Origin of the sequence: Candidatus Kryptonium sp. (genome assembly GCA_025060635.1) — a bacterium.
GTDB lineage: Bacteria > Bacteroidota > Ignavibacteria > Kryptoniales > Kryptoniaceae > Kryptonium.
Genome location: JANXBN010000001.1, coordinates 357,157 through 373,135, shown reverse-complemented (window position 1 = coordinate 373,135; position 15,979 = coordinate 357,157). Strand labels below are relative to the sequence as shown.

At 37.0% G+C, this 15,979-nt stretch carries 13 protein-coding genes; 4 read left to right on the top strand and 9 right to left on the bottom strand.

What is annotated here, in order from left to right; genetic code table 11:
- Positions 1 to 21: 21 nt before the first annotated feature.
- The 8 genes from NZ923_01825 to NZ923_01790 form a co-directional block, all read right to left on the bottom strand.
- Positions 22 to 1,098: a hypothetical protein gene (locus tag NZ923_01825; GenBank protein ID MCS7228757.1), complete on the bottom strand. Its 1,077-nt coding sequence runs from the start codon at positions 1,096 to 1,098 to the stop codon at positions 22 to 24.
- A gap of 81 nt (positions 1,099 to 1,179) precedes the next feature.
- On the bottom strand, positions 1,180 to 2,499 hold the full coding sequence (gene rseP / locus NZ923_01820; GenBank protein ID MCS7228756.1) for an RIP metalloprotease RseP: 1,320 nt from the start codon (positions 2,497 to 2,499) through the stop codon (positions 1,180 to 1,182).
- 1 nt (position 2,500) lies between these two features.
- Positions 2,501 to 3,652 carry a 1-deoxy-D-xylulose-5-phosphate reductoisomerase gene (locus tag NZ923_01815; GenBank protein ID MCS7228755.1) on the bottom strand — a complete coding sequence of 384 codons (1,152 nt, stop codon included), beginning with the start codon at positions 3,650 to 3,652 and terminating at the stop codon, positions 2,501 to 2,503.
- A 139-nt stretch (positions 3,653 to 3,791) separates the two neighbouring features.
- Positions 3,792 to 6,365: an Ig-like domain-containing protein gene (locus tag NZ923_01810; GenBank protein MCS7228754.1), complete on the bottom strand. Its 2,574-nt coding sequence runs from the start codon at positions 6,363 to 6,365 to the stop codon at positions 3,792 to 3,794.
- A 295-nt stretch (positions 6,366 to 6,660) separates the two neighbouring features.
- Complete coding sequence (locus NZ923_01805; protein ID MCS7228753.1) at positions 6,661 to 7,245, bottom strand: hypothetical protein; 585 nt, start codon at positions 7,243 to 7,245, stop codon at positions 6,661 to 6,663.
- 123 nt (positions 7,246 to 7,368) lie between these two features.
- Positions 7,369 to 8,580, bottom strand: coding sequence for a hypothetical protein (locus NZ923_01800; protein ID MCS7228752.1), 1,212 nt, complete (start codon positions 8,578 to 8,580; stop codon positions 7,369 to 7,371).
- A gap of 51 nt (positions 8,581 to 8,631) precedes the next feature.
- The gene (glnA, locus tag NZ923_01795) at positions 8,632 to 10,053 is read right to left on the bottom strand and encodes a type I glutamate--ammonia ligase (protein ID MCS7228751.1); all 1,422 of its coding nucleotides are present in this window, start codon (positions 10,051 to 10,053) and stop codon (positions 8,632 to 8,634) included.
- Between the two features lie 38 nt (positions 10,054 to 10,091).
- Positions 10,092 to 10,556, bottom strand: a complete 465-nt coding sequence (locus NZ923_01790) for an Lrp/AsnC family transcriptional regulator (protein MCS7228750.1) — start codon at positions 10,554 to 10,556, stop codon at positions 10,092 to 10,094.
- 477 nt (positions 10,557 to 11,033) lie between these two features.
- Between NZ923_01790 and pyrF the strand changes: the two genes are divergently transcribed.
- From pyrF to NZ923_01770, 4 genes are all read left to right on the top strand, one after another.
- Positions 11,034 to 11,867, top strand: a complete 834-nt coding sequence (gene pyrF, locus NZ923_01785; GenBank protein MCS7228749.1) for an orotidine-5'-phosphate decarboxylase — start codon at positions 11,034 to 11,036, stop codon at positions 11,865 to 11,867.
- Positions 11,864 to 11,995: a hypothetical protein gene (locus NZ923_01780; GenBank protein ID MCS7228748.1), complete on the top strand. Its 132-nt coding sequence runs from the start codon at positions 11,864 to 11,866 to the stop codon at positions 11,993 to 11,995. The genes pyrF and NZ923_01780 overlap by 4 nt, the downstream gene beginning before the upstream one ends.
- A gap of 129 nt (positions 11,996 to 12,124) precedes the next feature.
- A complete protein-coding gene (locus tag NZ923_01775) occupies positions 12,125 to 13,828 on the top strand; it encodes a proline--tRNA ligase (protein ID MCS7228747.1) in 1,704 nt (567 codons plus the stop codon).
- 14 nt (positions 13,829 to 13,842) lie between these two features.
- Positions 13,843 to 15,267 (top strand): aldehyde dehydrogenase family protein, encoded by a 1,425-nt coding sequence (locus NZ923_01770; protein MCS7228746.1) that lies wholly within the window; start codon positions 13,843 to 13,845, stop codon positions 15,265 to 15,267.
- Here the strand turns inward: NZ923_01770 and NZ923_01765 are convergent.
- Positions 15,264 to 15,926 (bottom strand): PspC domain-containing protein, encoded by a 663-nt coding sequence (locus tag NZ923_01765; GenBank protein ID MCS7228745.1) that lies wholly within the window; start codon positions 15,924 to 15,926, stop codon positions 15,264 to 15,266. The genes NZ923_01770 and NZ923_01765 overlap by 4 nt on opposite strands.
- Positions 15,927 to 15,979 lie beyond the last annotated feature (53 nt).

The following is a 15,979-nucleotide window of genomic DNA, read 5'->3' as shown; positions in this document are numbered from 1 at the left end:
CCATTCAACCTTTGTTTTTCGTTATTGTTCTTCAATTATTATTTCATATCTGCTTCTGTCCCTTAAAAATCTGATAATCTCTTCAACTTCCGATGGTGTAGCTGGTCTACCATCAATCAAAACTACGAGGTCCGAAACGATTCTGCTTAGCAAAGATGCAATTTCAGAATCCCCACTTTGATTTAAAATCCTGATAAGATTCTCAAGCGTTCGCTGTTGTTCAGAGGTGAGATTAAATGTTATTCTCGTCGGTGTTGTTGTGCCAAATCTTACATCAAAACTCCATATTTCACTTCTAACCTCTTCCCTACCGCGACTTCCCTGAACATATGATTTTACATACCAGAAATATGTCTTACCATCCTCAAGCGGAAGAGCTTCTCGTGGATATTGGACTTGCGTTTCCGTTGTTGTATATCTCCATCTCAAATTTCTATCTCCGGAAACAACCTCTTCGGGCGTCGTTTGATTTGGCAGTTTTTCATAAACTAAAATTTCAAACTCTCTCAAATATGGTGCGAACCATTTGAAAATTGGAAATTGTGTTCTAACTTCGGACTGAGCTCCAGGAGAAACAAGATCAATTCTTGATGGATTCATCACTTCATAAATTTTTTCCCATGAATCCAAAATTGCTAATTCAGATTCATTCAAAATTTGAATTAAGAATCTATACTTTCCTGCTGGCAATCTCCCAGTTGATTGAGCAAGATCTTTTATCCTTCTTATTTTATCCTCGTAAATTTGAGTTCTCCCGCGATCACTTCTTATATTGGTTCGCCCTGATGCAAGATCTTGATTCGTAAAACTTAACACCCCTCTATCAACGGTAAACGGCAAACTCCATGCGTCAACTAAAATATCTTCTGGTTCATTGCCGACTTTCGCAAAAACTTGAAAGCGTAGTTTCAAATTTGTAGGCGCGCCAGAATTTGTAATTGTCACAGTAAATAAAAGTGGTAGATCACTTAATCGGCTAATATCAAGGTCAGCAATGTTAACTTGATCAAGTGAAGCAGGAGCCGAAACTTGTATTCTAACCTGCCCAAATGCAAAAGTTGTGAGAGCAAAGATAAAAAGAAAAAGTTTATTCATCATGATAAAACCTCAAAATTTATTTTCTGTTCACTCTAAATTTAAATACGCACATTTTTTCTATTCAGTGAGCAAAGTCACAGGTTAAAAATGCACAATATCATTGTAAAGCACAAATATCATCAAAATTATCAAAATAGCGATACCCACTTGTTGAATTGCTATTTTAACCTTATAAGAAAGTTCACGCCTTATGACCCCTTCAATCAATAAAATCATAAGATGCCCTCCGTCAAGACCTGGAAATGGAAATATATTTAGGAATGCCAAGCTTATGCTTAAAATCGCCATAAATCCGAGGAAGGCAGTAAAACCTATATCAGCACTTTGAGTTGCAAACTTTGCGATTCTTATCGGTCCGGCAATTCCCTTTTGAACAGGAATCTCACCAGTTATGAGCTGCTTTATGCCATTTATGGTTAAAGCTGAAATTCTATATGTTTCTCTTAAACCGATCAATAAAGCTTCAAGCGGGTTGTAACTTTCCTTCTTCACTGGACCGTTGTAAAAAGCACCGATCTGTATTCCGATTCTGCCATCCGGGTCAGGCGTAATTTTTTGCTCAAAGGTTTTGTTATCTCGCTTTATCACCAATGTTAATTCCTTTCCAGCGCTTGCTCTTATTATTGATGTAAGTTGAGCTGGGCTATAGATTTTCTCACCGTTTGCTGAAATTATCACATCCTTAGGTTGAATTCCAACCTTCTCAGCTGGGCGACCTGCCTCAACTGCCATCACTGCTGTTTCAACATACTTTGGTAAAATCCCGAGAACTTCCTCCGACGAAAACTCAGGAATTTTTTCTCGCGGAATAGATATAACTATTTTCTCACCATTGCGTTGAACCTCAAATGATAGATCTTTCGTTAAATCATCAACAAAAGCAATCCTTATTATATCATCCCAATAGTTTATTTCTTTTCCATTCAACTTTAGAATTTTATCTCCCTCTTTAAACCCAAATTCAAAAGCAGGTGAATTTGGAATGACATAACCAACCTCATTTACATCTCTAAATTTCTTCCCTTCAACCATAAAAATAAGCCAGAAAAGAAAAATCGCAAGAAGCATGTTCATTATAACGCCAGCGGTAATCACAAAGAATTTTTGATAAAAAGGTTTACTTCTAAATTCATACGGTTCAGGTTTTGAACCTACAAATCCAGTATCCAAGCTTTCATCTACCATTCCTGATATTTTCACATAGCCACCAAGAGGAAAAGCGGAAATTCTATAATCTGTCTCACCAATTTTCTTCCCGATTAATCTTGCTCCAAATCCGATTGAGAAAACCTCCACTCGCATTTTTGAAAGCTTCGCAGCTATGAAATGACCAAATTCATGAACAAGGACAAGCACTCCTATTGTTATGGCAAAATAGAATATAGTTTTTATGACCTCCATATTAATTTAGCACCTCCAAATTTTTTACAAATTTCCTTGTTTCAAAATCCACCTGGAAAATGTCTTCAAGTTCCGGGTTAAACTTTGGCTTATGCGCGTCAATTGCTTTTTTTATTATCTCAGGTATCTTTGTGAACTTTATTTTTTTGTTAAGAAAAGCTTCAACTGCTATTTCATTTGCAGCATTTAAAACCGTCGGATAAGTTCCACCAAGGCGCGCAACTTCATAAGCAATCTTCAAACATTCAAATTTATCAAAGTCAGGTTCAAGAAATGTCATGTGTCCAAGTTTTACAAAATCAACTCTTTCATAATCCGCATAAGTTCTTTCTGGATAAGTTAAAGCATATTGAATTGGGATTTTCATATCTGGCACTCCAAGCTGCGCTTTTATAGAGCCATCAACAAATTCAACCATTGAATGAATTATTGATTGCGGATGAATCACAACTTTTATCCTGTCAACTGGCAAACCAAAAAGCCAATGCGCTTCAATCACCTCAAGCCCCTTATTCATCAAAGTTGCGGAGTCAATAGTTATTTTATTTCCCATTTTCCAATTTGGATGTTTAAGTGCTTCTTCAACTGTTACATTTTCAAGTTCAAATTTATCCTTATAAAGAAATGGTCCTCCGGAAGCAGTCAAAATTATTTTATTAATATCCGAAACATCTTCTCCAACAAGACATTGGAAAATAGCATTATGCTCACTATCAACGGGGATAAGTTCAACATTATTTTCCTTTATCAATTTCGTGATTATCTCGCCAGCGACGACAAGCGTTTCTTTGTTCGCAAGAGCGATCCTTTTCTTACTTTCAATTGCTTTTATAGTTGGTTTCAATCCAGAAAATCCAACAAGCGAATTTAGAACAATATCAACATCATCCCTACTTACAATCTCAAGCAATCCTTCTTCGCCAGAGAGAACTTCAATTTCACCATTGACAAAATTTGAAAATTCCTCAGCCTTTTGCTTATCAAAAATTACTATCCCTTTCGGCTTTAAAGATTTCACCTGCTCAAAAAGAAGATCTATATTTCTATTAACGGCAAGATATGTGACTCTAAATCTATCTGGAAACCTTTGAACGACTTCAATGGCATTTTTTCCTATGGAGCCAGTTGACCCAAGGATTGCTATATTCTTCATCCTCGCAAGGAAATTTTTTCAAATTTAATAATAACTAAAAGAATTTATGAAACTGCATAAAATAAAACAAATTACCCCCGAACCGCCTTGCTGACGGTTTTAAAAATCTATTATGTAGAATTTTTAGAGCCGAAAAATTTTATTTAACTAAAACCATCTTCCTTATAGCCATAAATTTACCGGCCTGAATTTTGTAAAGATAAATACCCGAGGGCAAATCATTCGCCTCAAACTTTACAGTGTGCACGCCAGCATCAAACTCCCCTTCCGCAACAGAAGCAACAAACCTCCCAAGAATATCATACACATGAAGTTTAACTTGAACTCGCTCTGGCAAACTAAATTTTATCAAAGTTCCTGAGTTAAACGGATTGGGATAATTCTGCTCAAGTGAGAACTTAAGCGGGACTTCATCAAACCCAGCGAAAGTAATTCTACCACCAACTTGTAAATCATCAATAAAGATTTCTCCCTCTTTATCAGCACCTTGAACTTGTCTTATAACTACACTATGAAATTGTTTGCTCGTGCCTGGAATCAAAGAAATAGGATACGAGACGAATCGCCAACCATACCAGTTTATCGGTCCAAGGTTAACAATGTAATTATTGGGATTATAGAACCAAAACTCAAGTTGATTTTCGCTCAGGTCACCATATATCCACATTCCAATTTCTCCACCTGCATCAGTTATTCCTGGTTTTGACGAGTTAAAGACCCTAACAACACCTCCACTTTCACCTGTAAATTTATATGTTAATTTTCCCGAATTTGAGCCACTTATCTTCTTTTCTGTCGTAATAACAAAATTTGTTGCGCTCGTATCAACTCCTACTGTGCTTCCACTTTGACTTGGTTTCCACCAAGGACCAATTACTTCAAACGAATCAATAACGCTCCCGCGCTGAAAGGTACCTTGCTCTGTTCTAAATGTAAAGACATAATCAGATGTTGTGGCGTTTCCAAACAAATCTCTTAAACCAGCCAAGAATTTAACTCTATAGATCTTATCCCTTGAAAGCAAACTCGCTGGTCTGAAAGTTACAATGCTCTTATCGTCTTTGACTACATGTCTTCCAGATGTAATTGAAATAACTTGCTCGTTCTCATCTACCAACCTTACTCTACCTGACAAGCTTGCGCTTTCAAGCGGTTCATTGAAAATAAATTTCATCTCCGCATAAATGCTAACATTATCTCCTCCGGTTGGATAACCTTTCTCAACGACTGGTGCTTGCACATCAGGAGCAGTTGTTGTAAACTCTATGTAATAAGGATCTCCCGGCACACCATCGCCATCTGCGTCAATTTTAAGCCCGAAAATACTTTTTGCCCCGGTATCAATTTTTATTATGTATGTCGTTGAGAACTCCCAAAATTTATTAGGTTTTATTTCAAGTGTCTTTTGATCCGAACTCCATGCGAATGTCACAGTATCTCTCGGATTTATAATGATATTTGCTTCTACAGAGGCTTTGTCCATTGGAACCGAAAAATTAACAAACACAGATTTATACGCCTTGAAATTGCGCGTCCCATAAGAAGGTGAAACAGAAACAACCTTAGGTGGTGTTTGATCACCTCGTATTAAACTAAAATAGTAGCTCCAATTCCAACCTGGACCTGGATCCGTGTGATTATTGCAAGATGTTGGATAAGTTGACACAGGATCATAAGTAGCAAAATCCCACTGTTGACGAACGATCGGCCATTGCGGTTGTTGCCAGAAATTATGACCAATTATATGATTGCTATCTACTGGGATCGCCCACCTATTGACCATATTTCTAACAAGCTTCGCAGATTCAAGATACATTACTGGAGTAAACCACACGCTTGGATTTTCAATCCAACCTTCGTGCTCAATCCCAAGTGTGAAACGATTCCAACACCTTGCATGCCAAGCCATATCTCTTTCCCTAACAAGTTGAACTATATATCCATCAGAGCTACGAATTACATAATGTGCACTCGCACTTGAAGCTGGATTTTTCAACCACGATACAGCGCCCGCAAAGCTTCCTTGAGTAACATGAATCACAATTCTTGTCGTGTAAGGTCTATTTGCAGTATAATTTGGGCTCGGATCCCAAACCGCTGGAGGATAATCTTCTGAACTTATTTCATCAGGTTTCACAATCTTTAATCCCGCCTTCTCAAACAAATCCTGTGGAAAAATTGACATATCAATTTCCCTCTTTTCAATCGTGATGCCAAAACCTTCAAACCCAGTTGACAAAACTTTGTATACATCATAAGCAAAAATCTGCGCTATCTCAGGCTGCGGAATCCCACTAAACTTTGCGACGATATCTTTATAATCCTCAAGCTTTGAAATTCCTTTCCTCAATCCTTTATCTTTTGAAAACTTTGAAAGTAAAGCAGCACCCGCTCTTATGTTTTGATACACATCCTTTTTAACGAGATCAATAGGGACATTTATCAACTTTGCGCCTTCGGTTAAACTATATCCAAACCAATCATCATTTCTCAAGCCCATTATGCCATAAACAGGAGGTCTTCCATCGCAAGATGGAGCGAACTTTTCAGGTTCAATATGTGTCCACCTCGTATTAACAAATGCAATCGCCTCAAGAAGTTCAGCTGGAACATCAAACTCTTCCCCAGCAAGTTTGAAGTATCTTTTAAGATCGTTTCCAAAAACACCACTAATTGAAAACAGGGTCAAAAAAATTATGATTAACCTCTTCATAGCTTTAAATCGCTTTTCTTTTCGTTTCCTAAAAATTAAGATAACAAAAGAAGGGACATCACACAATAATTTTATGCAAATTTTGAGCCACCCCCTAAAATTTCCCCGAAAACCATATTTCAATCTTAATTTCACCAACAAAAACTACGAATCCCGCTCTTGACCCCTTTTAGCCTGCTTCAATCTATAAATAATACCATTCATCAACTATTCTCGCTTTTGCCACTAAATTCTTTACTGCATCAGCAAGCGAAAAAATATCTAAAAAATTATTTTCAAAAATCTTTCCCAAACTTCACTGCCTTTTCAAAACCTCAAACGAATATCCTAAGCTCGTGCGAACAAAGAAAAGCAATTTCGTATTTCTGCTTTCATATGGCGGTGTTCCATACAATTGATTTTCACGCTCTTCAAAAATTGTCATATTACCCAAAGTCCGATGGAACAAAATTTCATAGAATAGGTTTCTCCAAATTCTTACTCCAAAACCTATACCTATTAAGTTCTTGCTCGGCTGAAGAAGTATTCGGTCCCAATAAAAATTAGGATTTACACTTGGAATATAATCACCACTTTCAAACGAAATGGCTCCGTAAAAATTCCTACCACCTATAAACTTTTTGAGCACAAGTCCATAATTTAGATTAAATCCCGTCTCAAAGTTCAACTCAATTGGGGCATCTCTAAGAGCAAGCCCAGCTCTGCCTTCAAGACTTAAATCTCTTGAGAAGTTGTAATTAAGAGTTAAATGCAAGCCGAAAAGATCAACACCGAAATGGTGGGATTTACAACGATGTCCCACATCCGGTCTACCATATACATCTGCTTCATATATAGCATAATTCATAAAAACATACGGTAAATTCACTTTGAACCCCACATCTAAATAAGAAGTTTTTTTCTGTTCTTGACAATACAAGGTTTGCAAAGGTGCGAGAAGAATCGTAAGAAAAATGAAAAAATTCTTTTTCATTTTCAATTCTTCCTAATAAGTTAATTTTTACTAATTCGGAAAAACCTCTTGAATCCAGGTCATTCCATATTCGTAGTGATCAATCACCCAAACATCTGGGTTGTCCGGATCGCAAAGCGTTGATATGTCTTCTATACACCTATACCAGATCCAATATTCCGTTACCTTTACGAACTTTCTTAACCAACCTTGCCTCCAAGCCGCTTCACAGAATTCTGTTATGTATGTTAAATTATAACCATCTTGACTGCACCACAACCAAACTTCTTTCAACCCGAGATTAGCAGCATGTCCAAGCAAAGTGTTATATTCACCAATATCATCATCACTTATAAGATCGTTTTTCCTTACTTTATTCCAATCTGGAAAAGCGCTTATCCAGACACTAGAAAATTTTTCACCAAAAGAATTTTTCCAATCCGTCCATGAGTCCCTTTGATCTTTACTGGCTGGATACCAACATTCATTACTTATCAATATGGGTAGCCATTTTTTGTAAGAAGAAAAGGTGACATTATCCACTCCATCGTATGTGAAAACAGCTTCAAGAAAGTGATCGCATTTTTTATATCCACTTATCACAAATTTTGATGAATCAGCATATTTACTATGGATAAAATTTCTTATTTGCGACATTAATACGCCATAATTGCTCCATTCTGGATGATACCAATTTCCGATGCAGTTATGGTTTAAAGGTTCATCGGTATAGTATTGCCCAGCATAAAAATTAGAAACTACATATTCATAATAATCAGGGCTGTCTTGGTTAGGTGATATGGCAATTCTCATGTACTTAGGTTCAAATCCGCTTTGCCTTGCCATCTCATACTGTCTAGCCGAAATGTTTATACCTCTAAAACCATACTTTGAATATAACTCCGACCATGGTATGTTTGTGTTCGGCGTCCAAATACCAATGATTTTTCCAGGGACTGGCTCGTAATGATCAAAAGTTATTTGATATAACGGTCCCACTCTTTTCCAATTATAAGGCAATCTCAATGGTTCAACATTTGTTAACTCATTGCTAGTTTTACCTTTGAAAAGGTAAACACCCAAACCATTTTTACTTAATGAATCAAAGTTTGTTTTTTCTAAGCCATCTTTTTTATCTATAGAGAGGGCATCATCACCCGATCTTAAACGACCATTTTTTGAGCAGCTAACGAACAAGAGAAAAAGGGAAAGTAAAATCAACCCCGAAGGTAAATTTTCCAATTTCATTGTCTTATCTTTCACTTCACTTTTTCAAGTGGCAACATTTTTCATCTTAATAATAAAAAATCAAACTCACACATCAAAATACAACATAAATTCATACGGATGTGGACGCATACGCATTTGATTTACTTCCTTTTCCCATTTATATTTTATCCATGCCTCTATCACATCCTCGGTAAAGACATCTCCTCTTAATAGAAAATCGTGGTCCTTTTCAAGAGCTCTTAACGCCTCTTCAAGCGAACCTGGAGTTGAAGGAATATTTTTCAATTCCTCGGGCGGGAGAGCGTAGATATCTTTATCAAGCGGTTCCCCCGGATCAATTTTGTTTATTATTCCGTCAATCCCAGCCATAAGCATTGCTGAAAAAGCAAGATATGGATTGCAAGAACCATCAGGAAATCTCACCTCTATTCTTTTTGCTTTCGGACTTGATGAATAAACAGGGATACGAATCGCTGCGCTTCTATTTCGCTGAGAGTAAGCAAGGTTCACAGGTGCTTCAAATCCAGGGACGAGGCGTTTGTATGAGTTCGTTGTCGGATTCGTAAAAGCACATAACGCTGGAGCGTGTTTAAGAATCCCACCAATATAATAAAGTGCGATCTCGCTTAAATTTGCATATCCATTTCCATAAAATAAAGGTTGTCCATTCTTCCATAAACTTTGATGACAGTGCATACCTGAACCATTATCACCAAAAAGTGGCTTTGGCATAAATGTCGCCGTCTTGCCATGTCTTCGTGCAACATTTTTAACAATATATTTGAAAATCAAAAGGTTATCAGCGCACTTTACAAGCGGAGCAAAACGAAAATCAATTTCACATTGTCCCCCAGTTGCAACCTCATGATGTTGAGCTTCAACCTCAAGACCACATTGCTCCATAATTAACACCATTTCGTTTCTTATATCGTTTAGCGAGTCGGTTGGTGGAACGGGGAAATATCCTTCCTTATATCTTGGTTTATAAGCAAGATTTGGTTTTTCATCACGACCTGAGTTCCATTGTCCTTCAATTGAATCTATAAAATAATACCCTTCATGGGCATTTTGATCAAAGCGAACATCGTCAAAGATAAAAAATTCAGCCTCAGGACCGAAATAAACTGTGTCGGCGATTCCAGTTGCTTTCAAATATGCTTCCGCCTTTTGCGCAATATATCGCGGACAACGCTCATATTTCTCTCTGGTGATAGGATCATAAACATCACAAATTAAACTTATCGTTGGAACTTCTATAAAAGGATCAATAAAAGCCGTCGTTGGATCAGGGATAACAAGCATATCACTTTCGTTTATGCTTTTCCATCCGCGAATACTTGAACCATCAAAGCCAAATCCTTCTTCAAATGATTCCTCTGTTAACTCGTGAACTGGGACGCTAAAATGTTGCCACTGTCCGGGAAAATCCATAAACTTTAAGTCAACCATTTTAACCCCATGCTTTTTGATCATTTCAAATACATTTTGAATCGCTTCACTCCTCATAAATTACTCCCAAGTTTGTTTTTTAATTTTCTGAAACTTTAATCTTGCTCAAAAATTTTTATTCTTGTTGTTTCTTTAATCGTTGATAAAACGATGCTGGTCTTCGTCCCCGTAACCCCTGGCCATGATTGAATTCGCGCAAGAAGTTTTTCAAGCGTTGATGTATTTTCAGTTTTAACTTTCAAAAGATGCGAACCTTCACCTGTGATTGAATGACACTCAAGTATCTCGTCAACCTCCATAACTCGTTCAATAAACAAGGGATAGTTTTTTGATGAATCAATATAAACGAAAACAAAAGCAGTAATATCTTTTCCGAGTTTCTTTGAATCAAGCAATGTAGTATAACCTTTTATGATACCTGCTTCTTCAAGCTTTTTCATTCGCTCACTCACCGATGGAACAGAAAGCCCAACCATTTGTGCAAGGTCATTACGCTTAACTCGCCCATTTTTCTGAAGTATATCTAAAATTTTAAGGTCAACCTCATCAATTTGAAACATAATTTAGGCAAACTTTTTGTTTTTCCTAAATTTTTAAAGAAAAATACGGCATAAATATAACAAATAAAAACAAGATTGTCAAGACCTCTGAATCAAAACCCGCAGAGAATCCCAAATACCCCGCAAGAATTATAAAGTTGAAATTGTTTGAAAATTGTTTTAAATTTCCGAAAAACTAAAAAAGTTCAGTAATTTGGCTACGGCGCTGGGGAAGATATGTAATACTGCCAGTGATCGGAGTTTTAACGCAGGATATTGCCAAATTTAGCGGTGGATGAGCAAGTCCTCAGCCTCGGCTTTCAAATACAAACCATTCAGATTGTAAAAATAAATAGACGCGAGAATTAAAATTGACGAAACAAACTGACAAATTGATGACGAAAAAAGAATTGATAATGTGATTTATGAAATATATTAGCAATCTCACGAAAGAGTTTAAATCATTAAATGGAGATATTTTAAGACAACTTCAAAAGATTGAGGATAAGGTCTCGTCCTGAAATGAGCTTCATTGCAAAGCTTAAAAAGACATCTTCAGAAAACAATTCCCTTCTTTGTATCGGAATTGACACCGACATTGAGAAACTTCCAGAAGGTTTAGCGAAATCAATTGATTCTGTTCTTGAATTTAACCGTCGCATAATTGAATCAACTTACGATGTCGTTTGCGCTTACAAAATTAACACCGCTTTCTACGAAGCACTTGGAACTCGTGGATTTGAGATCTTGAAATCAACAATTGATTTAATTCCCAAAGACATACCCTTTATTCTTGACGCAAAGCGTGGAGATATAAGATCAAGTTGTGAGATGTATGCCAAAAGCCTATTTACTGAACTTGGCGCCGATGCGATCACTGTTAATCCATATTTTGGAGTTGAAGCGATAGAACCGTTCGTGAAATTTAAAGATAAATTTACCTTTGTTGTTGTCTTAAGCTCAAATCAAGGGGCTTTTGATTTTCAATATTTAAAATGCGAAGGCAAGTTTCTTTTTCAAAAAATTGCTGAAAAATTTATAAATTCAAACTTTGAAAACCTCGGATTCGTAGTTGGAGCAACGAGAGGTGAAGATATAAATCTTGTTCGTGAGCTATCCGATGAAAAATTATTTCTAATTCCTGGGATCGGTGAGCAAGGTGGAGATCTTGAGCTGGCACTTAAACATGGAATCAACAAAGATAAAATCGCACTGATAAATGTTGGTCGTACGATTATTTATGCCTCAAGTTCAAAGGATTTTGCCCAGAGAGCAAGAGAAAAGGCAATTGAACTAAAAGATAAAATAAACAAAATACGGGAGAACTTATGAAAGAGATGTTTGCCGAGATCTTTAACCTCTTTAAAGAATTTTTCTCTAACCTCGTATATATTCTTTACATCATTTTCACGCTCGCGCTTTTGTATCTTGTTTGGTATTTGCAAACAAAGGTTGGATAATTTTTCATCGTTTGATTTTTTCTGGACAATTCAGTAAAATTTGAAAAAATTTATGATATCGGCGCAATAAAAATTTTAGAGCTTGACGAGAAATCTCAACAAATCCAAAACAAAGCATAAACTTGGAGAATGAAATTATCCTATGGATTTGTCCCAACTTTGAAGGAAGAACCTTCAGATGCAGTTATGCCAAGCCATAAGCTTATGATAAGAGCTGGACTTGTTCGTCCACTCTCAGCTGGAATTTACTCATTTCTTCCGCTCGGATGGAGAGTTGCACAGAAAGTCATGCAAATAATTCGTGAAGAGATGAACGCCATCGGAGGCCAAGAATTTCACCTACCAGCTCTAAATCCAATAGAGCTATGGGAAGAAACGGGACGATTAAGGGATTTTGGAGATGTGATCTTCCAACTTAAAAATAGAGCCTTGGTTTTAGCCCCAACCCACGAGGAAGTTATCTGCCACATCGCAAAACATCACATAAAATCATACAAGGACTTACCTCAAATATGGTATCAAATTCAAACGAAATTTAGAAACGAACCCAGACCAAGAAGTGGTGTCATACGCGGAAGGCAATTTATAATGAAAGATTCGTATAGCCTTGATGCATCTTGGGAAGGACTTGATAAATCTTATGAGCTCCATAAACAAGCGTATATAAAAATTTACACAAGATGTGGTTTAAAATTTTTCATCGTTGGTGCATCAACCGGAGCGATGGGTGGTTCAGCATCGGAAGAATTTATGGTTGAATCACCATATGGAGAAGATACCGTTGTTCTATGTGATAGATGCGGTTACGCTGCGAACACAGAAATAGCACAATCAAATGTTCCGCCTGCAAAAAGATTTCCTGAAAGTAAACCACTTGAGGAAATCTACACACCAAATGTTAGAACAATAGACGAACTTGCGGAGTTTTTAAATGTTTCAACAGATATTCTCGCTAAATCTCTTGTCTATAAACACAACGGACAACCTGTCTTAATTTTAATGCTTGGAAACGATCAACTCGTTGAAGCAAAACTCTTAAAAGCACTTGGCGGTGGCGAAATAGCTCCAATTGAACCAGAAGAACTTAAAAACCTAACAGGTGCAAACGCTGGATCAATTGGCCCAATTGGATTGAAAAACTTCAAAATTATCGCCGACAACAGATTAAAGGGGGCAAATAATCTAATAAGCGGAGCAAATAAGGATGATTATCACATAGCAAACATTGATATGGAAAGAGATGTAAAAGTTGATGGATATTTTGACTTGAGAAAAGTTGAGGAAGGCGAACCCTGTGTAAACTGTGGTAGTCCTTTAAGAATCGTAAACGCAATTGAAATCGGGCACATATTTAAACTCGGGACGAAATATTCAGAAGCAATGAAAGCGACTTTTCTTGATGAAAACGGTCAAGAGAAACCGATAATTATGGGAAGTTACGGAATAGGAGTTGAACGAATTATCGCTTGCCATATTGAACAAAACCATGATGAAAACGGCATAATCTGGGATAAAGCAATTGCCCCGTTCCAAGTCCATCTAATTTCTGTCAATACAGAAAATCCCCAAGTAATTCAAACTGCCGATAAACTTTACGAACAATTAAATGAAGAAAAAATTGAGGTTATTTACGACGATAGAATGGATGTAAGCCCTGGGTTTAAGTTTAAAGATGCCGACTTACTTGGAATGCCCTTGCAATTAATTGTAAGCGAGAGGAATCTTAAAAACGATCAAGTTGAAATAAAGATTAGAAAAACGGGCGAAAGAATACTTGTAAACCTTGACGATGTCGTGCCGAAAATAAAGGAACTACTTGAGATAAAAAATTAACATTTTTTTAAAACATGGTCCCAGAATACAAATTCTTCATCAATGGGGAATGGAGAACATCTCCAAGGAAAATTCAAATTACCAACCCATTCAACAACGAACCAGTTGGTGAAGTTTATCTTGCTTCACCTGATGATCTTGAAGACGCAGTAATATCCGCACAAAGCGCATTTGAAAAAACAAAAACATTGCCTTCATACAAAAGAGCCGAGATACTTGAATTCATTTCAAATGAGATATCAAAGCGTCGTGAGGAATTTGCCACGATGATAACAAAAGAAATGGGGAAGCCGATTTTATTTTCAAGGGTTGAGGTTGATAGGGCGATTTTCACATTTAAAATTGCAAGCGAGGAAGCCAAAAGGATCAATGGAGAGATAATTCCGCTTGATCTTGCTTCACATTCCGAAAAAAGATTAGGCTTCGTAAAAAGATTTCCAATTGGTGTTATACTTGCCATAACTCCCTTTAATTTCCCTCTAAATCTCGTCGCGCATAAAGTTGCACCAGCGATCGCCTCCGGGAATCCAATAATTTTAAAACCATCATCTCAAGCCCCGATCGTAAGCGTGATGTTGGCAGAGATAATAGAAAAATCAGGTTATCCAGTCGGTGGTTTTAATTTAGTTCCGTGTAAATCCGATGAAATTGAACTTCTTGTAAGGGATGAGAGAATAAAGATGGTAACATTTACAGGAAGCGCCGATATTGGATGGAAACTAAAGAATATAGCTGGAAAGAAAAGAGTCACACTTGAGCTTGGTGGAAATGCTGCTGTCGTAGTTGAACCTGATGCCAACCTTGATTTTGCTGTTAAGAGAATTGCCTTAGGTTCTTTTGGTCAAGCTGGTCAATCTTGCATCGCAGTTCAAAGAATTTATGTTAACAAAGACATTTACAACGAGTTTGAGAAAAGATTTGTTGAAGAAACTAAATCTTTAAAAGTTGGAAATCCATTTGAACCTGATACGATAGTTGGTCCGCTTGTAGACGAAAGCGCAGCGATAAAAACAGAAGCATGGGTCAACGAAGCGGTGCAAAGCGGAGCTAAAATCTTAACAGGTGGAAAAAGAAACGGAACATTTTACGAGCCAACGATCCTGATTGATGTAAAGCCAGATATGAAGGTAAGTTGTCAAGAAGTTTTTGCCCCAGTTGTGACGCTTGAGAAATATGATACATTTGAAGAAGCAATTGAAAAAGTGAACAACTCAAGATATGGCCTTCAAGCGGGTGTTTTCACAAACGATATCAAGAAAATTTTTTATGCGTATGAAAAAATTGAGGTTGGCGGTGTAATAATAAACGATTATCCAACATATAGAATTGACCATATGCCCTATGGTGGTGTAAAAGACAGCGGCTTCGGACGCGAAGGGTTAAGATATGCTATTGAGGAAATGACCGAACTTAAACTTATGGTGCTTAACTTTACTTAAGATGTCGGTTCTTCAGGCACAATTATAGCCATTATCAAATAGAGCAGTATAGCAATACCGAGCGATGAAATTGCAAGTATAACCCAAAGAATTCTTACAACTGTTGGATCAGTATTGAGATATTCGCCAAGCCCTCCGCAGACGCCAAATATCATACGATTTTTTCTGGATTTGTAAAGTCGTTTCACTGATTCGTTGCCTTCCTTTTCACCTTGGGATTTTACCTCACTACTATCAATAGATTGACTGCTTTGTTCTCTCTGTAAGTAGGTTATTATCAGAAACAATCCAATTGCAATAAGCAAAATTGGGAAAGCGTAACTTGCTCCGACTTTAAGAAAGTGCCAAAATGGCAACCCCAAATTTTCAAGAAGCAATCCAACTCCAACTATTATAAGAGCCAAGCCAAGTATGAAAATAAAACCTTTCCCACGGGTTTGCGCGCCCTTTTTCTCTTCAACTTTTAATTCTTTATGTTCAGGATTAACCGGGATTATCAACATAGCTGCGATATAAAGTAATAATCCCACACCACCCATGAAGAAAAGCAAAATAAAAATTATCCTAATGATGACAGGATCAACGCCAAGATATTCGCCGATTCCACCGCAAACCCCATCTATAATCCAATCACGCCTTGATTTGTAAAGTCGCCTCATTTGAAAAAACCTAATTTTTATTTTCAGTTTCTATATTTGACTACGCTAATTAT

What these genes read in the sequence shown, in the direction of transcription:
- NZ923_01825 (MCS7228757.1), bottom strand. Translation starts at nt 1,098, where the DNA reads ATGATGAATAAACTTTTTCTTTTTATCTTTGCTCTCACAACTTTTGCA.
- rseP (MCS7228756.1), bottom strand. Translation starts at nt 2,499, where the DNA reads ATGGAGGTCATAAAAACTATATTCTATTTTGCCATAACAATAGGAGTG.
- NZ923_01815 (MCS7228755.1), bottom strand. Translation starts at nt 3,652, where the DNA reads ATGAAGAATATAGCAATCCTTGGGTCAACTGGCTCCATAGGAAAAAAT.
- NZ923_01810 (MCS7228754.1), bottom strand. Translation starts at nt 6,365, where the DNA reads ATGAAGAGGTTAATCATAATTTTTTTGACCCTGTTTTCAATTAGTGGT.
- glnA (MCS7228751.1), bottom strand. Translation starts at nt 10,053, where the DNA reads ATGAGGAGTGAAGCGATTCAAAATGTATTTGAAATGATCAAAAAGCAT.
- NZ923_01790 (MCS7228750.1), bottom strand. Translation starts at nt 10,556, where the DNA reads ATGTTTCAAATTGATGAGGTTGACCTTAAAATTTTAGATATACTTCAG.
- NZ923_01780 (MCS7228748.1), top strand. Translation starts at nt 11,864, where the DNA reads ATGAAAGAGATGTTTGCCGAGATCTTTAACCTCTTTAAAGAATTTTTC.
- NZ923_01775 (MCS7228747.1), top strand. Translation starts at nt 12,125, where the DNA reads ATGAAATTATCCTATGGATTTGTCCCAACTTTGAAGGAAGAACCTTCA.
- NZ923_01770 (MCS7228746.1), top strand. Translation starts at nt 13,843, where the DNA reads ATGGTCCCAGAATACAAATTCTTCATCAATGGGGAATGGAGAACATCT.
- NZ923_01765 (MCS7228745.1), bottom strand. Translation starts at nt 15,926, where the DNA reads ATGAGGCGACTTTACAAATCAAGGCGTGATTGGATTATAGATGGGGTT.